This window comes from Coleofasciculus sp., from assembly GCF_046539235.1.
In the GTDB taxonomy this organism is placed as follows: domain Bacteria; phylum Cyanobacteriota; class Cyanobacteriia; order Cyanobacteriales; family Coleofasciculaceae; genus Coleofasciculus.
In genome coordinates this window covers 43415-64306 of the sequence record NZ_JBKHHI010000003.1, presented here as the reverse complement: position 1 = coordinate 64306, position 20892 = coordinate 43415, and the positions used below count along the sequence as shown (strand labels likewise).

Here is a 20892-nt window from a genome sequence, read left to right as displayed (position 1 = left end):
GTCATTTGTCATTTGTCATTTGTCATTTGTCATTTGTCATTTGTCATTTGTCATTTGTTAGGGAAGAGGGAATCAACACTGAGGAAGCTATGACTAAAGAAACCGTTGATTTTGGTGAATATGTCGATCGCATGGCAGAGTTGATTGATTTGCCGATTGACCCAGAATACCGTCCTGGTGTCGTTGATAACATTACTCGAATTGCCGCGATCGCACAATTGGTGAATGAGTTTGCGTTACCGGATACTATAGAAGCTGCACCAGTCTTTGAACCATGACCTTTAATTGGAGACAAGCCGACGCTGTGGGGATAGCTACGGCGGTTTATCAGGGTGAAATAACCGCCCGTGCGATCGCGCGGGATTGTTTGGCGCAGATTGATGCCCGTAATCCTAGCTTAAATTGTTTTACCGCCGTTACCGCTGACACGGCAATCGCCGAGGCGGAACGGGTGGATCAGGCGATTAGCAGAGGGGAATTTCCTGGCGTCTTGGCGGGGGTTCCGTTTGCGGTGAAGAATTTATTTGATATCGCGGGATTAACCACCCTAGCCGGATCAAAAATTAATGCCGAAAATCCCCCGGCTAACCAAGATGCTACCGCCGTTGCCCGACTGAAGCAAGCAGGGGCGGTGCTGGTGGGGGCGTTAAATATGGATGAATATGCTTATGGGTTTGTTACGGTAAATAGCCATTATGGGGCAACACCAAACCCAAATGATCCGACTCGCGTTTCCGGTGGATCATCGGGGGGTTCCGCTGCTTCAGTCGCCGCTGGATTAGTTCCCCTTACTTTGGGTTCTGATACTAATGGTTCAATCCGGGTTCCGGCTGCATTGTGCGGAGTTTTTGGGTTAAAACCCACATACAGGCGTTTATCACGGGCGGGGGCGATTTTATTTTCCAGTAGTTTAGATCATATTGGTCCGTTTGCTCGATCAGTACGAGATATGGCTACCGCGTTTGATATCCTTCAGGGAAGCGATGAACGTGATCCGGTATGTACGCAACGTCCTCCAGAACCTTGTTTACCACAACTGGAACAAGGAATTGAGGAATTACGGATTGCGGTAGCGGGGGAGTATTTTGCTCAAGGCGCTACCCCAGAAGCCTTAGATGCTGTTGCTAAAGTCGCCCAGGCGCTGAATGTTACAGCTACAGTGAGCATACCGGAAGCGCATCGGGCAAGAGCGGCGGCTTATATTATTACAGCGACAGAAGGCGCTAACTTACATTTTGCCAACTTGCGATCGCGTCCACAAGATTTTGACAGAGCCACGCGCGATCGTTTTTTAGCGGGGGCTTTAATTCCCGCCTCGTGGTACATTCAGGCGCAACGGTTTCGCCAATGGTATCGCCAAAGGGTGCAGGAACTTTTTCGGACGGTAGATATTATTCTCGCACCAACTACGCCTTGTGTCGCCCCCCGCATCGATCAAGAAACAATGGTAATTGGGGGAGAAGATATATTAGTGCGCCCGAATTTGGGACTGTTTACCCAACCTTTATCTTTTATTGGATTACCTGTTTTATCGGTTCCTGTCAAGTCGTCTAGTTCTCTACCCTTAGGTGTGCAAATTATTGCCGCTCCTGATCATGAAGCCATGATCTTGCGCGTCGCCGCCGTATTGGAGGGTTAACTCAAAACTATGCCCTCGAAGGTCGTGAAGGGTCAACACTCCACCGTCACCCCCCTTTGCTTGTGGTAACCCGATCCCACAACCGGCAAAGATTGCGCTAAACTCTAACATAGCAACGGAAGTTACTCTATCCTGATGTCGGAGTCTGGGAAAGCTATAAAACTATTCCCAAGTACACAAGCAGGGTAGAGATTGTGTCAATCGTCGCTAAGCTTCTTGGCAGAAATTTTACCTGGAGGTGGGTTGAACCCACTTTTTTTGTTGAAGTTTTTCTATGACTCATCCCCTGATTCCACAACTAATCGATTTGGCAACCCCAGTAGCCGAAAAATTGGGATTGGAGTTCGTTGGGGCGGTGTTTCACACGAACAGACGTCCCCCTGTACTTCGGGTAGATATCCGCAACCGCGACGGCGATACGGGTTTAGATGACTGTGAACGCATGAGTCGGGCTTTAGAAGCTGAATTAGATGCCGTGGATCTGATTCCTGACGCCTATGTTTTGGAAATTTCTAGTCCTGGGATCTCGCAAGAGCTAACGACAGACCGAGACTTCATCGCATTTAAAGGATTTTCCGTGGTGGTCAACACCGCTGAACCTGACCAAGGACATAAAGAATGGCGAGGGAAATTAATTCGCCGGGATGATACCCGTGTATATATCAACCAAAAAGGACGGGCGATCGCCATTCCTCGCGATCAAGTGACTAAAGTGCAGTTCGATGAGCAGGGTTAAACCAGTTTAGAACATTAAGTAATTAGTCATTTGTTAACCACCCCCAATAAACAGTTTATGGAGATTTGCCTATGTCTATCGTTAATCTGCCGGGACTAAAAAAGATGATCGAAGAGATCTCTCAAAGCCATAATCTACCTAAATCAGCAGTCCAACAGGCGCTGCGAGAAGCACTGATCAAAGGCTATGAGCGCTATCGTCGAGCGCAACGCATGGAGCGACCTCATTTTGATGATGAGTATTTTAACAACTTTGAAGTCGATTTAGATATCGAAGAAGAAGGATTTCGGATTCTTTGTACCAAAAGCATTGTTGAGGAAGTTGGCAACACCGATCATCATATTTCCCTCAAAGAAGTTCAAGAAGTCGCATCAGAGGCACAATTAGGTGACTCGGTGGTTCTGGATGTTACCCCAGATCAACGTGATTTTGGTCGAATGGCAGCTATTCAAACCAAGCAGGTACTCTCCCAAAAACTCCGGGATCAACAGCGTAAGTTGATCCAAGAAGAGTTTGAAGAGTTAGAAGGAACGGTACTCCAAGCCAGAGTGCTACGATTTGAGCGGCAATCGGTGATCATGGCAATTAGCAGTGGCTTTGGTCAGCCGGAAGTGGAAGCCGAACTGCCCAAACGCGAACAATTACCCAACGATACCTATCGCATTGGCAGTACCTTTAAGGTTTTTCTCAAAAAAGTGCGTGAAGGTCCTCACCGTGGACCCCAGCTTGTGGTTTCGCGAGCTTCGGCTGGTTTAGTGGTCTATCTGTTTGCTAATGAAGTCCCAGAAATCGAAGATGAAGTCGTGCGAATCGTGGCGGTGGCGCGAGAAGCTAATCCGCCTTCGCGTCATGTCGGACCTCGGACTAAAATTGCCGTGGATACCCTAGAGCGGGATGTTGATCCCGTTGGGGCTTGTATCGGCGCTAGGGGATCGCGGATTCAAGTAGTCGTCAATGAATTGCGTGGCGAAAAAATAGATGTGATTCGCTGGTCGCCTGATCCGGCTACCTATATAGCCAATGCTCTGAGTCCCGCACGAGTTGAGGAAGTATTATTGGTGAATCCGGAAGGGCGTCAGGCTCACATTTTGGTCGCCGAAGATCAGCTCAGTTTAGCTATTGGCAAAGAAGGGCAGAATGTTCGCCTAGCGGCTCGTCTCACAGGTTGGAAAATTGATATTAAAGATATCGCCAAGTACGACTACGAAGCTGAACACCAGAAAATGCAGGAGTTACAAGCCGTGATCGCACAGAGGGAAGCCGAACTCGCTGATGAACAAGAGGATGAGGAGCAACCAGAGAGAGAAACTGCCTCACCAGCCAAGTTAGAGGCAAAGGTGACAAATCCTCAATCCTTAGCCGAGGAGGAATTTGCTGAAGACGAGGCAGAATTTGCTACTGAAGAAGACGAGGCAGAATTTGCTACTGAAGAAGAGGAGGCAGAATTTGCTACTGAAGAAGAGGAGGAGGATATTTTGTCCTAATCTTATGGAACCCAATTACCGACGTTGCCTAAGTTGTCGCCGGGTGGCTCAAAAACAAGCATTATGGCGAGTTGTGCGAATCCATCCATCGCGACAGGTAAAATTAGATCAGGGAATGGGACGTTCAGCTTATATCTGTCCTCAAGCGAATTGTCTGGCAGCTGCTCAGAAGAAAAATCGATTGGGACGAGCGCTGAGGGCATCGGTTCCCGACGAAATTTATCAACGACTATGGCAACGTTTAGAACCTTGTCCCGGCAGCATCCAACGCAGCTGCGATTGAGCCAATGCATCAAAAAAACTCCAGCAAGGCTCTCAATCAACCTAAGCAATCGCTAGGATAGTAAAGAAGTACCATTACTAATGGTGTTCGGAGGTGAGTCTGTCCCTGATCAAGTTAACAACTCCTACCTGAGTGAGGAAGATACTGAGGATCTAGGGATCTAGAAAATCTATCTAGTTTTGTTAAGATTTGTGTAAGTTAACTATCCAGGCTCTGATTAAGAGCTTAGAGATATCCAACTGGCTAACAGTCAATGATCGCCTGTGTAACATGAGTTATTGGTGAGTTATCGAGTAGACTCTTAAAGACACCTTATTGATTTAAGCCCATCCGGCAGGAAAACCAATGACCACGCACGCTTTCAATCATTTAGTTATGGTGTAACAATATGTACGACGGGGGAATAGTGGATGAACAACGGCAAAGTCAGAATTTACGAATTATCACGGGAATTGAATTTGGACAACAAGGACATTTTGAATATTTGCGAAGGACTTCATATTGCAGTCAAAAGTCACAGTAGCACGATTACAGAATCTGAAGCTGAGCGAATCAGAGCGGCGGCGGAAAAATATGCTGAGGGGATCACTAGCCTCAAAGGTCGTGACCAAACAACCTCAGCATCGGCTAACCATACAGATGGACAATCTAACAATAATAATCAGCGCAAACAGCAAATTCTGAGCGTTAAGCCTAAGCCTCGTTCCAGTTTTAGCTCTTCCCAGGGATCAGAATCTGGGTCAAAGTATTCTCAACCCCCCGTCAAGCCGACTGTGAATCCACCGCGTCCACCCGCCCAGCTTAATCGACCGACGACACCGGTGAATTTGCCGGAGGACGAGTCTGAGTCAGAAACAGAAACACCAACTCCATCTCAAGGGTCACAGGAGAACGAGACTAAAGCTGAAGTGGAAGCAAAACCCAAACTTATCCAACCCCCCGTTCGACCAGCGTCACCGAAACCCAGTCAACCCACCCAGGTCGAACGACCGAAATTGAAGCGCGATCGATCGGATGAGACCCCATCAGAGTCGGTTGACCGTTCCCAGCCGCCTGAATCGACGAGTTCTCCTGAACCGCCAACTCCGGTTCAAACTCCGGCTAAATCTCCCGCCCCAGCTCATCCGAAACCTCCGGCTCAGCCTGCTCCTAAACTTCAATCTCCTCCCAAACGTACCCGACCGACTCGTCCGGGTGAGAGTCCTGAAGTGGCGGCTATCGATTCGGGTTCCTTAGAACAGAAGCAGGAGGAGGTCGATGAGAGCGTAGAAACCCTTCTGGAACCGCCGGAACTTAAAAATCTTAAAGTCAAACGACCCACGCCGCCACGTCAGTCGAAGAAACGAGAATGGATTGATGAGGAAGAGGAACAGGAAGGAGCTAAACCTGGTGGAAAAGCGGCTAAGCTGAAGCGGCGACCTAAACTGATCGAAGAAGATGAGGAAGAGTTTGATAGTGACTACCAACAAGCTGACACCCCTGTGGCAGTCAGTATGTCGGTCGCTCGTCCTCCTAAACCTAAATCTCAAACGGGACAGACTCCCCCACCAACGGCAGCCAGTCAGGTTAGGAAAAAGCCAGAAGTTAAAACCGGCAGTAAACCAGAAAGTCGCGATCGCCGTCGTGAAAAGCAAGAAGTCGCTGAACGTCCTGAGCAAATTGTGTTAAACGATTCGCTAACCGTTCGAGAACTGGCGAATAAGCTGAACCTTGCCGAAACAGAAGTGATTAAGCAGCTATTCTTCAAGGGATTGGCAGTAAATATCACCCAAACCCTGGATCTGCCCACCGCTCAAATGGTTGCCGAAGAACTCGGAGTTGATGTTCAGACACAAGAAGCTGAATCGGAAGCCACTAAAGTGACCGAAATGCTGGATGCGGCTGACTTGGAATACCTGGTGCGGCGTCCACCCGTAGTCACAATTATGGGTCACGTCGATCACGGTAAAACCACGCTGCTGGATGCCATTCGCGAAACTAAAGTGGCACAAGGCGAAGCGGGAGGAATTACCCAACACATCGGTGCTTACCATGTCGATGTGGAGCATGAAGATAAAGTCCAACAGGTGGTCTTCTTGGATACTCCAGGTCACGAAGCCTTTACCGCGATGCGGGCGCGGGGAGCGCGAGTGACCGATATTGCCATTTTGGTCGTCGCCGCTGATGATGGGGTGCAACCGCAAACCCGAGAAGCGATCAGCCATGCTAAAGCCGCAGAGGTGCCGATTGTGGTTGCCGTTAACAAAATCGACAAGGAAGGGGCACAACCTGACCGAGTCAAGCAGGAGTTAATGGAACATGGATTAGTCCCAGAAGAATGGGGCGGTGACACGATCATGGTACCCGTGAGTGCGATCCAAAAAGAAAACTTGGATACGCTCCTGGAAATGATCCTGCTCGTTTCTGACATTGAAGAACTCTCCGCTAACCCCGCCCGATTAGCCAAAGGTACAGTTATTGAAGCCAACCTGGATAAATCTAGAGGTCCAGTTGCCACATTGTTGGTGCAAAATGGCACGCTGCGGGTGGGTGATACTCTAGTTGCGGGATCGGTCTTCGGTAAAGTACGAGCCATGATCGATGACCGAGGCAAACGAGTAGACGAGGCAGCACCCTCCTTTGCCGTAGAGGTATTGGGTTTAAGCGATGTCCCGGCTGCTGGTGATGAGTTTGATGTCTTTGAACAAGAAAAAGAAGCTCGCGCCGTTGCGGATACGAGAAGCCAAGAACAGCGCGAATCTCGCCTGCAACAGGTGATGTCGTCTCGTCGAGTCAGCCTGAATAGCCTCTCTGCCAAAGCTCAAGAAGGGGAACTCAAAGAACTCAACTTGATCCTAAAAGCAGATGTGCAAGGCTCCGTTGAAGCCATTCTGGGTTCACTCAAACAGTTACCCCAAAATGAAGTTCAAATCCGAGTCCTATTAGCGACGGCTGGAGAAGTCACCGAAACCGATGTTGACTTAGCAGCGGCTAGTGGTGCGGTAATCATTGGCTTTAATACCACTTTGGCTCACGGCGCTCGTTCTGCTGCTGAACAAGAGAGTGTTGATGTGCGCGAATACAACATCATCTATAATCTCTTGGATGACATTCAAGCGGCGATGGAAGGGTTACTGGAGCCAGAATTGGTGGAAGAACCCTTGGGTCAAGTGGAAGTCCGAGCTGTCTTCCCCGTCGGTCGTGGTGCGGTGGCAGGTTGCTACGTACAGTCAGGTAAAGCAGTGCGCAACTGCAAGATCCGAGTGCAACGTCGGGGTCAAATGATCTACGAAGGGGTACTTGATTCGCTGAAGCGGATGAAGGATGATGTCAAAGAGGTCAATGCCGGATTTGAATGCGGTATTCGTGTTGATAGATTCAATGATTGGACTGAAGGTGACATCATCGAAACCTATAAGATGGTGAGCAAGCGCCGGACTCTATCAGCGACTTAGGTGATAAGTGATTAGTCCTTGGTTCATGACTAAGGACTAATCACAAAAGATAAAGGACAACCCAATGCGCTCTTTTTGGTCTGAACCGTTCTTGTGGATACATTTGGCGGGTTTAGCCGCACTGCCCCTAACGTTAGAGGTTGTCGCCCTAGGACTGGCAACGGGTGAACCCCTGTTACCTATCTGGCTAGAACTCTTAATTGTGGCAGTTATCGGCATCGCACCAGTTTTGTGGATGCAATTGACCCGCCCCTTTGACATTTTTAGTCTGCTCGTGGTGGCTCTGAAACCCGATCGCCTAACGGAATCCCAACGGCGACTGTTGAGCTTATTTGACCGGAAAACCAACCCGCTGCTAACGATTGGGGCAGCAGGTTTTATGGTATGGGTTCTGTGGCAAATTTATAGCATCGCTCCTTTAGCCGCAGGGGTCGTTCCCTGGACAGTTCAAGGGCACATCGCTGGATTGGCTTTGGCAGGAGTTGGGTTTCTGGCAAGCCATTTATTTTTGCAAGTGCCTTTGAGTGTGGTTCAAGTTCTATTCACTAGCTCGGCGGAGTGGGCAGCAACTCAACCTTATCCAGTGGAAAAAATACCGGAAAACTTTACAGTACCAGGGTTTCGGGTCAAACAAATTTTACCGGCGATCGCCCCAGAGTCTTCCGTGGGCGAATCGTCCCCTGAACAGGTGGATTAAAACGGATTAGCGTGACATAAAAGTCAAGGGAGCTTGTTATCCTTACGTCCAGATGGTAGGGGCGACCCGCTTGCACAAATAAACGACGGTGTCCACTCAATTTACTCGGGTCGCCCTTCTTGTTCAACATCACGACGTCAAAAAAAAATAGGCATGTTGGCAATCAGTTGTTGCCAATGTAACAATTTAAACAACGCAGTTCCGTTATTCTGAAAATAAGGTTAAAAAATACAAACAACAGTTAAAAATTGCTACGAACTCATTTTGTTTAGATCACGAGCAAGGTTTATGAAAAGCACAACTGTATCCGAATCCAACCAAATTTCCCCAGATAGTCCAGTTTGGGACAATCTCAAAGAAGCGATCGCAGCCAGTTCTGGATTTCAACGCTGGCAGATGGAGCATCCCGCCGCCCATCACCTTCAAGATCGCAGCTTGGAACATCGGGTGCGTCGGTATTTGCGGGATACCCTAGAGACTCTGGCTTATTAATCAGGCGGGTAATCTGTTGCAGGATATCCGCTAAGCGATCGCCTTCAACATAAGTTAAGGTAATAAAGTGCCATCAGGCATAATGGCATAGCTAAGTTTAGCGTTATTGAGGATAGTATTATCCAAGTCTGCCTCTCTCAAGTCAGCACCCCTCAAATCAGCAGCGGTCAAATTCGCATTACTTAAATCCGCCGCCCTTAGTTCAGCAAGGCTTAAATTGGCACCAACTAGATTAGTATTCGCTAGTTTAGCTAGACTTAATCCAGCGCCAGCCAGATTCGCACGAGTTAGATTTGCACCGATTAATGCTGCCACAATCAGATTAGCGCCGGTTAACTTCGCCTCCGTAAGATTCGCAGAAACCAGACTCGCACCACTCAGGTTGGCATACTCAAGATTGGCACGTCTTAAATCGGCGCGGATCAGATTAGCACCAGCCAGATTAGCGCCCCTTAAATTCGTATTGCTCAAGAGAGCATCTGCCAATTGTACCCCACTCAAATCACACTCAACACAGCTACCTGTTTGTCGCAATTGTTCTAGGTGTGCTGGATTGAAGGCTGGCGCTGAGGGGTGTAGCCAGAGAGAGGCAAGCAGGATGAGAGGGGGAAAAACTTTAAATGTCATGGCATGAGGATACGCTTTTTTTGATGGCTAACTAGAGGAACTAAACCCAAGGCTCTACAATCTATGACTCCTATCACCTAAAGCTTAGAGTATCATCACTAAAAATTAACGGTTTGTATCACTCGCCCTTTAATTAAAATCACCGATAGTGAGAAGATACTGGCAGTTGACAGGTGACAAGAGCGACAATCAGAGGAGTGGGTTATGCTAGAAAGACTACTGCTAGCGATCGCGGTTACATTCTGTGTGTATCTATCGGTAGACGGTGGATTTGACAAAACACCGATCCCTTCAGTCTTACAACTTCCCACCTTTCCCGAACAAAATCTGAGTCCATGGCAATAGACAAGGGCTATGACACTTAGCAGCGATTTATGGCAATCCAATCAAGATTTAGCACAAGAGTGTCTCACGCACCCTTTTGTCCAAGGTATCGCCACAGGGACACTGGAGCGTCGGAAATTCGCCTACTATGTTGGTCAAGATGCCTTTTTCTTAGCAGCCTTTGCTCGCGCTTATAGCGTAGCTGCCGCTAAATGTTCCAACTGGGATGAATTTAACACCTTTCATAATCTTGCTAGCGGCGTTCTCGAAGAATTACGCCTGCATCAGAATTATGCCACAGACTGGGGAGTCAACTTACACCAGATTGAACCAGCCATAGCGACGCGGCGTTATACTGACTTCTTGTTGGCAACAGCTTGGGGAAGTGAGATTGGTTTAATTACAGTAGCAATGACACCCTGTATGCGCTTGTATGCGTTTTTGGGTCAAGAATTAGCCAAGGATGGTATTCCAGAACACACCTATACGAATTGGATTCGCACGTATAGTAATCCAGGGTTTGAACAGTTAGCGCAGCAATTAGAGAGATTGACGGATAAGTACGCCACACTTTCTGTGTCTGTAAATTCTAGCTATCGTTATGCTATGCTATGTGAGCGAGACTTCTTTCAGGCAGTCTGGCAGATCCAAGTTAAGGATACCGGAAAAATCAATACCCAGTTTAATAGCTGAATAAAAAGGTTTCCGAAGCTTTATATATATTTTATAAGTCATGAAAGCCATAGTATTAACCTGTGATACATACATCTATTTAGTTGATCATCTAATCTATACTTATCAAAAAGTATGGCCCAGCAACCCTTTTACCTTTATCGTTCCTTATGGAGATGAAGATGGAGAATATGCTCAGTTTTTGAAAGAAAAATATAAAAATAAAATCGAGCTAATTTATACAGAAGCTGCTAGAGTTATTCATCCTGTTGAGCAAGAAGTAAAAACAGCAGAAAGAATCAAAAAAGTAAGTTTAGTAAAACCAACGATGTTAAAACTGTTGGAGAATATTCCTGATGAAGAATGGATCTTCTGGTCTATGGATGATCGATATCTAATCAAATTAAAAACCAAGGATGCTGATGACATATATAATTATTTAGCAAATATACAAGATAAAACTATCTGTTTTGTCAGATTACTTAGGGGAAAACGGTTTTTAAAAGATAAATTCATCAAAAAAGAATCTGGAATTACAATTAATAAAAAATGCCGTTTAATTGAAACTATTTATACCGATAAGACGGCAATTGTAGATATATGGGAACCTCAATTTTTGAGAGCTAAAGTTTTGAGGAGGATTTTTGAAAATTTTCCAAATAGACCATTCATACCCAAAGAAATGGATTTGTTGACAAAAGAAAAGTTGGTAGGAGAAAAATGTTATGTACCCGAAAAAAATTTAATTGTATTTGGCGAAAGTACACATAGAGGACAATTAACAGAGAACTGTGTTGCTAGTCATAAAAAATGGGGATTAGAAATTCCCCAAAATTTTGAAGTATCTAAAAAGTACCATGTCACTGGAGAATTACCCTACCAATTATTAGGTATAAAAATAAGCTTGCCGAAGAAGTTGCGAAAAACAATAACTAGCTGGACACGTTGGTATTGGCGAAACAAATAACAAGTGAAAATGGTTACTTAGGACTATACTTGCTGACGACTCGATATGCCAAGTTTCCCGAACTGATAGCCTACCTTAACCTTTGAAAACCATTTTCATTCTTCACCATCTTCACCAAACTTATACCCAAATGTTTTGATATCCTCAGAATACATTTCCGCGACTAATTCTATCAGTGATGGCGTATAGGCTTTTAACACTATTCATCTGTGTTCAATGTCCTTACTTGGATGGATTTAACACGTTTCATAATCTCACTGGCGACGTTCTCGAAGAACTACACCTCCATCAGAATTATAATACCAGTAAGTACTCTTTTGCCCTTAAGCTTGGTAACGAGCCACATAACATACTGCGGGAGCGACTTTTCCATCTCGCTTGAGCAGCCGAAAACATCAACATTCTTTGGCAAGGATGAATTACAATGTTTTCAGGGTTTCTTACTGATCGAGTTTTTGTTACAATGCAGCAACAAGAAATGTTGACGGATCAATATTCCCAACTCTCAGACTCTCCCTGTGAAATCTAAACTATTACTATGTTATGCTTAGGCTGCGATGTGTGAGTAAGATTTATTAGATTCAGTTATAACATGAACATATTTCCTAACTTTATCATTATTGGTGCGGGTAAGTGTGGCACAACCTCATTACATGACTATCTCAATCAACATCCTCAAATCTATATATGTCCCCAAAAAGAAACATTCTTTTTTATTAATGAGGAAACGCGAGAAAAACTCAAGCCATGGGGAGCGCTGACTCGTGTTGAAGACTATTGTTCCTTATTTCAAGATGCGCCCAAGAGTAGTGTACTTGGAGAAATCTCCACGAATTACTATGCCTATCCTGAATCAGCCCAATTGATTTACAACCATATACCAACAGTTAAAATAATTGCTATTTTTCGAGATCCAGCAGAACGAGCATTTTCAAGTTACCAAATGCATGTTCGTCAGGGAATTGAACAGAGAAGTTTTGAGCAAGTTCTCTCTCCGGACAGTAAATATGTTAAACGGGGATTTTATTTCTCGGAAATTATTCCTTATTTTAAAACCTTTGAACGCCAGTCTATTAAAATTTTATTGTATGATGATTTGTGCCAAAATCCCCTAGAGTTTATGCAAGATTTGTTTAATTTTATTGGAGTAGATAATAACTTCATTCCTGACATGAGTAAAAAGGGGAGAAAAGGTGGACTACCTAAAAATAAATACTTAAATAATCTATTAACTAAACCTAATCTATTAAGACGTTCTATTGCTGCTGTTTTGAAATTAACTATGCCATTACAGCTTCGGCAACAAATAAGATCAGGTATGATTAAGAAGAATACTTACAAAGCGCAGCTCTCTCCAGAAGCAAGGAAACAATTAATTGAAATTTATAAAAGCGATATCCTTAAGCTTCAAGATTTAATTGAAAGAGATTTATCAAATTGGTTATATCTATCATAAACAAATCGATGAATACTCTGAACATCAATGATAGCACCGTATTTATTAGATCTATTTTTTTTAGGGTTTTCTATTTATTTTACCTTTAATTTTCTGCCAAATATTTCTGGGGATGGCGGTTTGGAATGATTCATCATCAGGAATAGGTTCACCGAGATAGCGATAATATTTCCAGATGTCCCAATAGGGACAACCCGGCTGGATGCGAATTCCTGCCCAATGTAAATAGTCTAGGGGCTGATTTACATTCGGATCAATCAGGTGATGATCTTCAACCTGGAAATGTTTACTACCAGCCCAACTTCCTGGCGCACCACCAGGGCGACGCACGATATTAAATCGTTGGGAAACCTGCTTCAATATCATATAGTTAATGATTGGTTGATCGGAGGTTTTTTGCGAAAAGTCAAAGTATTCCGGATGAGAGGCACATTCCGTAAATGTTTGATATAATGTCTCCTCGGATATCGTATTTCTCTTGGCTCCCCAAAACCCGCCATTGAACATATCCTGAATATCATTTTCGCTAAATACACCGTCTTCTAAGACTTTTGGTGTAAATACATTTTTGATTCCACCGCTATGTTGATAGTCATAGCAAATAAAATCATACTTATCTAAGTAGTCGGTTGTCTCTATAATTTTATCAAAGACAACAATATCCGTATCGATATAAATAAATTTCTCAAACGCACCAAACCAACAAGCTTGTTTACGGAATTGATTGGGGCGAGCAAAAAATCCTTTGCCAAATATTTCGTATAAATGATTGGAAAGACGTTCGATAAAGTCTAAGTCTTGATAGAGTTCTACCTGATAGGAGTCTTTTAAGATTTTAGCAATAGTTTGATAGTTATCATCATAAGGAATTAAGCAAATTGGTGTATCCGGATCATGCAAGCGGATACTCTTGAGCAGCGCGATCGCATGTTCGATTACTTTGTCATTAGCGGTAATATAAATTCCACGACTCATTGAAAACTCCTCGACTTATGTTGATTAAACTATCTAGGGCGTTAGTTTGAGTTTCCTCAAGATTTTAGTCGCTAGATTAGGCGGTCGATTATAGGGTTTGGGTCGAGTGGTGAATTTTGGACAATTTTTGGGTTCATGAAGGTAGCGATAATGCAAAAAAATATCACGATAGGGAAAGTCTAAATTTTCACCTGCACAAACTTTCTTGATCAGTTTAGAGGAAACACCAATGTAGTGAAGATACGTTAAGCGTGTACCTTTATCGTATAGTATGTTGTCGCTATTCGTAAAATGTGAAGACGTGACAGAATTTCCCGTTTTTTGAGTAGCTGGTAGAGTTAAGGCAAAATTATGAATGGAGAGATCAGACCGCATTCTCATGTAATTTAAAACAGACTGATTAGGCGCTCGCAAGTATAGTACCTCGGCTTCTCCTGCAGCTAGCTGCGAGATCAACCAGTCTCGTCTCTCTTGGGGAAACATATTTTGTTTTGAGGCATAAAATCCAGAACAAAATATTTCCGATTTGATTTTCACGTCATCAAATACTTTAAATAGCATTGATGATTCTATGTTGTAAATATGTCCTGGATCTTTGTATTGAAAGTCATAAACAACAAAATCACTCTCCTCTAACTGTTTAAAGATGAAATCTAACGAATTCATGACCAAAGTGTCAGCATCAAGATAGATGAATCGCTCAAACGGACTGTCCGGATCAAAGGCACAGTAGCGGTGATTTTCACCCACTCGATAGAATTTCGTGGTGATTCCTTGCTCCTGCCATACCTGTAAAGCATTGGGATGGGTTTTCCATACCTGATAGGAGAAATCTTCCCAGCGTTGGAACATGGCAGTATTTTCAAGCAAGGTAACATTTTTGCGATTGGCTACTTCTAGTCGGACTTTATCTAACTGATTGTTATAGGCAATCACACACACAGGTATGTCGGAACCGGCATTGGCTTCAATACTATTGAGCAACGCCACAAGTTGATCATAAACGGCATCGTTAGCTAGGGTATAAATTCCTTCTTTCATCAGGTTTAATTGAGTTTCTCCACTAGGTTAGATATGAAGTTAAGCAGATTCAATTTATGCAAAATTATCTGACGGGCTTCAGCGATCGCGTCCTTGGCAGCATACCAAGCATCTGGGGTTGATGTTACCTCTTTAATATAAGCGATGCCCTGCTCATCGAGGCTAGGGAGTCGCAAAAAGCTGCCGGGTGGCAGTAATTTATCCGCTGCTGAACCACCATAGTAGATGGGTAAACACCAGGCGAGTAGAGCATCCCAGAGTTTTTCGCTGACATACCAATCATTCCCAGCATAGTTTTCGATCGCGAGATTATAGTAGTACGGTGCCATGCCATGCCATTTATTTTTCAGGCTACCCTTTCCCTGCGCCCAGTCTGGTAATCCACGCCCATACAGGTCAAACTCAAATTCACTCTCCCGGAGTGACTTCAAGAAGGCTAACCGTCTACGATGTTCAGGAGTGCGATCGATTCCGGAGGTGATCCAACTACAAGGGTGTATTTTTTCCGGCGGTATCATTTCATTTAATTCTCGGAAGGAATTCGCGTGATACCAAATCGCGGGCATATAATCAGGGGTGGGAGCAAAATCATCGGGTCCGGAAATATAACCGCAATAATTTTTTGCCGCTTCGTAGTTTGCCTTGTGGTTGTGAACCACTTTATCTAGGGGCGGTTCTCGTAATAAGTAGATGATCCGCTCTTTGGGAACACCGCGTAACTGGGAGGCTACATCAGGTTTTGAACTCTTTTTTTGGCGCAAACGTTTCCACCAAGGGAGTTGGGCGCTAGATTTGGGAAACGAATACTGGTACATGAGCAGAAAATCCGGCTCAGGGGCTTGGGAGAGCATTTGAATGTTATCCCAGATTCCACAAGGGTTTGGCGTTTGTTGCCATAGCCAGTCCGCTTGATTCAGCCCACGATAACTACTAATCATTCCGACAATTTTTCTGCCCATGTTTTTTTGTCAGTCTACCGTATCAGTCTTAGCATTTATCCAGTCAGTCAGCCAACTGAAACAATTGGGGAATAGATTTTCGGGTTAAATCGGGCGCACATCAGTGGGCCCCCTACGGTTTCCAGGCTAATGGTTAATTCATCTTGCTTAGGTGTGCCACACTACTACTACCAGGGACTACCCACCAGGGTTAAAGCACTCCAGTAGTAGGGATGGGTAAAGTCTTGGTCTTCCAATTTGGCGAGTTCTGGGTTTAAGGGAATCTGCAGATCCCCGGCGATTAGCTGTTGTTCCTCTAACCGGACTTCACCGTTGAGCATCGCCAGTTGAGCTTGTCGCAGGGCTTCGGCTTTAATTGGTGCTTGTTGCAAATGGTCATAAAAGCTGGTCATGAATCCCAGAGTACCCGCATCACTAACATACCAGAGGCTTCCTAAGGCGGACTTCACCCCAGCTTGTATGGCTAACCCAGCAAACCCTAATTCGGCTTCTCTATCGCCCAAGGCGGTGCGACAAGCACTGAGGACTAACAGTTCTGTGGGAGGATTGTTTAATCCGAGTTGCCGCAATTGATCTAATCTGAGTTTCTGGTTCCATAACTGGATATAGGAGTTAGACGCCTTACCCGATTGAAACTCGCCATGAGTGGCTAAGTGGACAATTCCAAAGGGTTGAGATGAGCGGATTTTCTGGAGATTTTCTAAGGTAAACTCTTGGTTAAGAAATGCCTTACCTTGCCACAGCGGACCTGCGATCGCGGATAATTCTAAGGGTACAGCAGGTAAGGGGTTGAGATCCTCGAATGTATCAGCACCCATGGCGAGAACACCAACATTGCGGATATCCACATAACGAGTATCGGTTAGCGATAGACTGGGCATCAAACCAACGCTATAACGTTCGATCAGAAATCCTTCGCCATCATGGAGTGCGGCTACAGGTAAAGAACGTAATCCCGCATCCATGATGAAGGCGAGGTTATCAATGTCTTGGGCTTGTAAATTTTCTTCTAGGGGCGCCACTAGCCATTGATAAAGCTGTTTCCCTGGGGTGAGATAGTCACGGGGAATTGCGATGCTAGTCACGTTGCGGCGAAATTCCTGAGCGACTTCTAGCACTTTTCCACGGGTTACTCCAGCTATACGTCGCCGAATGGGGGGTTCCTCTGCAAAAATGATCAGCAGTTCTAATTGATCACTATCTTGGGGGGTAATGGTAATGTGGGGTCCGGAGCGATTGAAGTAGTTATCAAACGCCTCGGTATTATTCGTTTCTAATCCTGTATAGTTGGTGTTTTCTGAAATTTCGGTTGGGGCAAAGCTGACATAAATTAGTGCGGGTTTTTCCCCAGTTGCTTGTTCAATTTCACTTAAAATTCGACGCGCTTCTGCCTCACTTTTTATCGGGATACTTAAGCGATTAGATGCTATGGGTTGGACAACCGAGAATGATTCGATTTCCTTTTCTACTTCATTTTGTAGCAGGATAGCCGTTAGACGTGAAGAAAATTCCAGTATACTATCATCTGGCATATCATCATCTGACATATCATCATCTGACATATCATCATCTGGCATATCATCATCTGGCATACCATCATCTGGCATACCATCATCTGGCATACCATCATCTGACGGTAACTCAACATTAACGCTAACCTGTTGTGGTTCAGAGAAGGAGACGCGATCGCTCCCTACAATGGTAAACGCTGGAATGTCGCCAATGTCGTCAGTTGGCGGGGTGTATACCAGAGTATCTCCTTCCTCAATTGTGTCTCCAGGTTCTAGGGTGACTCCATTTCTGGTTAATGTTCCGGCATTAATTTGATCAATGACAATTGACAAACTTGTATCACCATCTGCATCCTCTAGAGTTGCCTGTAAATCGTCAAAGGTAAACGTAATCGGCTGATTTTCTTCTGTGTCGGATAGCGTTGGATTTAGGGTTAATTCGGGTGGACTATTAACGGATGTAATCGTAATCCCACTGGGAGTATCATCTGCGTCACCGCCTTCTGGGAGAACGGGAAATGAGCCTGAAGGTAAAGAAGTCTCGCCAGTATCGATACTTCCGGCTAAACCATTAGTCGTTAAACTGCCAACAACAAAGGGTACATTCTCTGAGCCGCCATCATGCTGGATTTCAACCAAACCATTTTGAATGGTCCCACCCAATTCAATACTTGCCCGAGTTAGTATAGTCGTATTTGTAGCACCCAGTAATCCCGTTCCTTGCACAACTCCATTAGCGATAATGCTGACATCTCCTGCTGTTGCATTTGATATCATTTGACCGATCGCAGAAGTATCTATAGTGGTAAACTCAATATTCCCTCCTGCCTCTAAGATTACAGAACCTGCCACCTGATCAAACCCTGTTGTCGAGGAATTAATTGCACCTGTTTTTATCGCGCCATCAGCTCGCAACTCTACATTGCCACCATCACTAAAAAAACCAGAGGAATTAATATTTTCAGTTTCAATATTTCCTCCAGCCTCTAAAGTAACACTTCCCGCGTCTGACCCACCAGAGCCATCATTAAAGGAATCAATCGTACCTGTGGTAATATTTCCACTTGCTTTGATAATGACTGGACCACCATAATGGTCAATACTTCCTTCACCAACATCTCTTAGACCAACCGCAATATCGCCAACATTTACATTACCAGGGGACGATGGTTCTCCTGATGAATCAAAAGCAGTTTCTCCCGCATCTATAGGAACATTTGGAGGATTGTCCAATGTATCCAGACCTGCTCGTAAAATCAGCGCTGGCTGGCTGCTTAATATATCACTATCTGGATCTAAACTATCACTGAGAGTAAAGTCTGCATCTGTAATCGTAATATTTCCCCCGGAAATACTACCTGTGGCTTCTATTTTCAGCGAAACTCCTGTGTAATCACCGAAAGTAACGTCACCAATCGCACTAATAATCGGATCTTTTTTACTTAAAAATGTTCCTGAATTACCCAACAGGTTTAAAATTGAAAAACTGCCACCACTAGCAAAGTGAGCATCTCCAGAAATAATTCCATCGCTGACTAAACTTAGATCACCTCCACTGACAAAGGGAGTCTGGTAAAGATGATTCAGCGCTAAGATATCAATGCCCAGATTTCCTCGAATATAAAGATTCCCACCCGCTTGGGCAATAAAAGGATTCTCAATACTATCACGCACAAAGACTGTGTTGTTAGCGAGGAGATTCATATCCCCATTTGTTCTCAGTTGACTCTCGATGAGCGTAAGATTTTGCTGGGCTGAAAGGGTAGCTGTTCCAGCATTGATTTGATTAACGGCGACATCACCAGTTTGGACTTCAGTACCTGAATTGGTGAGTTGAACTTGTCCTTCCGGAGTAACTGTCACGTCTGAATTATTATCTACACCATTACCTGTGAGCAGTTGAGGTAACATCTGAGGTGTAATCGGTATCGGATTACCTTGGCTATTCGTGGGCGGTTCAATTTGTAAACTCAGGATTTGTCCAGCTTGATTAATTTGTAATCTACTGGTTCCCGGTACTGAGGCTATAGTGATGTTTCCCTCTGGGGTTGTCAACGTGCCTGTACTCAGAACTGTTCCTCCAATTAGGGAAAGATTTGCGGCGGCTGTTACAGCTAAGTTTCCCGCATTAATAATACTTCCTGGCTGCAATGTTTCAAACCGAAAGCTATTGGGGTTTCCTACCAGGTTAGTATAGTCATTACTGGCAAATGCGTTAAACCAGTTTCCATTAAAGCCAATGCCAGTTGCTGTGGTTGCGGTAAAGGATGCCGGGACGTTTAGTTGGGAATTGGCTCCGAAGACTATGCCCGCCGGATTCATTAAAAATAAGTTAGAGTTACCTCCCGTAACTTGAATAATCCCATTAATGATAGAGGGATCACCGCCAATTATTTTTGCCAATATATTGTTTATACTTGGCTCAGAAACAAAGTTAGCCATCTGATTATTATCAACGCCAAATTCTTCAAAACTATGGAATAGATTGGCGCCATCTGCCGATTTAGAACCGCCTGTGATGTTGATTTGGTTGCCTGAGGGCGTGACAATTGTACCTGTGCCATCATTAGCGGGTGTAATAGATTGAGCGTGAACTGTTTTTTGCCCAATCATAGCCGCCCCGGAAAGAGTTGCCAAAGATAAGCCAGCAATTTTTAATGTTGAGGATAGAAGCGGCGTTTTGCGTTTCAAACCGAACCGCGCCTGTATTGTTGCGCCTGTCCCTTTTGTTTGTAAATCCACTTCCCAGTGATCGCTCAATCCCCGCCGTTGCAGTGCCCGTTTCATTGCTGCATGGCAATGGTAAATTTGTTGGACTCGATTCTGATAAGAAAGGCTATCTGGGTTGCTGCGGTAATAATAGAGAGGTTGGGAAATATGGGCTATTTCTGTTGTTTCTGACAACCGTAGACACAGATCGTAATCTTCTGCATATTCAGCTTGGAGATCAATTCCACCCACTCTATCGAAAATAGAACGACGAATTAACCGGAAGTGGAACGTCATGAAGTTTGTCAGCAGTCGTTGTTTAGAATAGGGAACAAGACAGCGTTGTCCGTAACCAATGATTTTACCGTTTTTATGAATGTCTAAGTAATCGGTGTAAACCATTCCTACATCTGGCTGAGTATCCAGAATCGCGGCGGTTTCCGCCAGCGCTGTGGGTGCGAGTAAGTCATCGCTATCCACCCAACCAATATAGGAACCTGTGGTTTGGGCGATCGCGCTTTTAAGTGAAACAACTCGTCCTTGATGTTCAGCCGCAATTACCCGGACTCGTGGATCACGTTTAGCATAGTCTTGGGCAATAGCAACTGATCCATCCGTTGACCCATCATCCCACACAATCACCTCAAAATCCCCCCAGGTTTGTGCCAGTATGCTGTCAATCGCTGCACCGAGGTAACGTTCTCGGTTATAGGTGGTGATGACAAGAGAAATAGCGGTAGTCATAGCATCCTCCAGAAGGGTGATTTTGGGTTTTTGATGCGTGGATAATCAAACGGTGGAAACAACTGGGATCTGCTGGTGCGATCGCGTGCTTAATTCTACTCTCTATCGTAGTCGAGGGATTCGCGATCTGCTAATTTTAGAA

General features: G+C 44.8%; 17 protein-coding genes. 12 read left to right on the top strand and 5 right to left on the bottom strand.

Going from position 1 to position 20892, the window contains the following annotated elements:
* The first annotated feature begins 89 nt into the window (after positions 1-89).
* The 8 genes from ACLFWI_RS00960 to ACLFWI_RS00925 all read left to right on the top strand — a co-directional run bounded on the left by ACLFWI_RS00960 (position 90) and on the right by ACLFWI_RS00925 (position 8765).
* Positions 90-278 (top strand): DUF4089 domain-containing protein, encoded by a 189-nt coding sequence (locus ACLFWI_RS00960; protein WP_446411337.1) that lies wholly within the window; start codon positions 90-92, stop codon positions 276-278.
* Positions 275-1639 (top strand): AtzE family amidohydrolase, encoded by a 1365-nt coding sequence (locus tag ACLFWI_RS00955; protein WP_446411334.1) that lies wholly within the window; start codon positions 275-277, stop codon positions 1637-1639. The genes ACLFWI_RS00960 and ACLFWI_RS00955 overlap by 4 nt, the downstream gene beginning before the upstream one ends.
* A 274-nt stretch (positions 1640-1913) precedes the next feature.
* A complete protein-coding gene (gene rimP, locus ACLFWI_RS00950) occupies positions 1914-2375 on the top strand; it encodes a ribosome maturation factor RimP (RefSeq protein ID WP_006100822.1) in 462 nt (153 codons plus the stop codon).
* 71 nt (positions 2376-2446) lie between these two features.
* Positions 2447-3859, top strand: a complete 1413-nt coding sequence (gene nusA / locus ACLFWI_RS00945; protein ID WP_446411333.1) for a transcription termination factor NusA — start codon at positions 2447-2449, stop codon at positions 3857-3859.
* A gap of 4 nt (positions 3860-3863) precedes the next feature.
* Positions 3864-4142, top strand: coding sequence for a YlxR family protein (locus ACLFWI_RS00940; RefSeq protein ID WP_446411332.1), 279 nt, complete (start codon positions 3864-3866; stop codon positions 4140-4142).
* 410 nt (positions 4143-4552) lie between these two features.
* Complete coding sequence (infB, locus tag ACLFWI_RS00935) at positions 4553-7576, top strand: translation initiation factor IF-2 (RefSeq protein WP_446411331.1); 3024 nt, start codon at positions 4553-4555, stop codon at positions 7574-7576.
* 64 nt (positions 7577-7640) lie between these two features.
* Positions 7641-8273 carry a low-complexity tail membrane protein gene (locus tag ACLFWI_RS00930; RefSeq protein ID WP_446411330.1) on the top strand — a complete coding sequence of 211 codons (633 nt, stop codon included), beginning with the start codon at positions 7641-7643 and terminating at the stop codon, positions 8271-8273.
* Positions 8274-8561: 288 nt separating this feature from the next.
* Positions 8562-8765 (top strand): hypothetical protein, encoded by a 204-nt coding sequence (locus ACLFWI_RS00925; protein WP_446352016.1) that lies wholly within the window; start codon positions 8562-8564, stop codon positions 8763-8765.
* Between the two features lie 54 nt (positions 8766-8819).
* Here ACLFWI_RS00925 and ACLFWI_RS00920 read toward each other — a convergent pair whose 3' ends face one another.
* Complete coding sequence (locus tag ACLFWI_RS00920; protein ID WP_446411329.1) at positions 8820-9392, bottom strand: pentapeptide repeat-containing protein; 573 nt, start codon at positions 9390-9392, stop codon at positions 8820-8822.
* Between the two features lie 204 nt (positions 9393-9596).
* Here ACLFWI_RS00920 and ACLFWI_RS00915 point away from each other — a divergent pair, with 204 nt between their 5' ends.
* From ACLFWI_RS00915 to ACLFWI_RS00900, 4 genes are all read left to right on the top strand, one after another.
* On the top strand, positions 9597-9737 hold the full coding sequence (locus ACLFWI_RS00915; RefSeq protein ID WP_446411328.1) for a hypothetical protein: 141 nt from the start codon (positions 9597-9599) through the stop codon (positions 9735-9737).
* Between the two features lie 9 nt (positions 9738-9746).
* Positions 9747-10409 (top strand): TenA family protein, encoded by a 663-nt coding sequence (locus ACLFWI_RS00910; RefSeq protein WP_446411327.1) that lies wholly within the window; start codon positions 9747-9749, stop codon positions 10407-10409.
* A 40-nt stretch (positions 10410-10449) separates the two neighbouring features.
* A complete protein-coding gene (locus ACLFWI_RS00905) occupies positions 10450-11355 on the top strand; it encodes a hypothetical protein (RefSeq protein WP_446411326.1) in 906 nt (301 codons plus the stop codon).
* A gap of 592 nt (positions 11356-11947) precedes the next feature.
* Positions 11948-12811, top strand: a complete 864-nt coding sequence (locus tag ACLFWI_RS00900; protein ID WP_446407791.1) for a sulfotransferase family protein — start codon at positions 11948-11950, stop codon at positions 12809-12811.
* Between the two features lie 60 nt (positions 12812-12871).
* Here the strand turns inward: ACLFWI_RS00900 and ACLFWI_RS00895 are convergent, their stop codons facing one another.
* The 4 genes from ACLFWI_RS00895 to ACLFWI_RS00880 form a co-directional block, all read right to left on the bottom strand.
* Positions 12872-13786 (bottom strand): Npun_R2821/Npun_R2822 family protein, encoded by a 915-nt coding sequence (locus tag ACLFWI_RS00895; RefSeq protein WP_446407792.1) that lies wholly within the window; start codon positions 13784-13786, stop codon positions 12872-12874.
* 33 nt (positions 13787-13819) lie between these two features.
* Complete coding sequence (locus ACLFWI_RS00890) at positions 13820-14827, bottom strand: Npun_R2821/Npun_R2822 family protein (protein ID WP_446407793.1); 1008 nt, start codon at positions 14825-14827, stop codon at positions 13820-13822.
* A 5-nt stretch (positions 14828-14832) separates the two neighbouring features.
* Positions 14833-15786, bottom strand: a complete 954-nt coding sequence (locus tag ACLFWI_RS00885; RefSeq protein ID WP_446411325.1) for a glycosyltransferase family 10 domain-containing protein — start codon at positions 15784-15786, stop codon at positions 14833-14835.
* A gap of 167 nt (positions 15787-15953) precedes the next feature.
* Positions 15954-20750 carry a CHAT domain-containing protein gene (locus ACLFWI_RS00880; protein WP_446411324.1) on the bottom strand — a complete coding sequence of 1599 codons (4797 nt, stop codon included), beginning with the start codon at positions 20748-20750 and terminating at the stop codon, positions 15954-15956.
* Positions 20751-20892 lie beyond the last annotated feature (142 nt).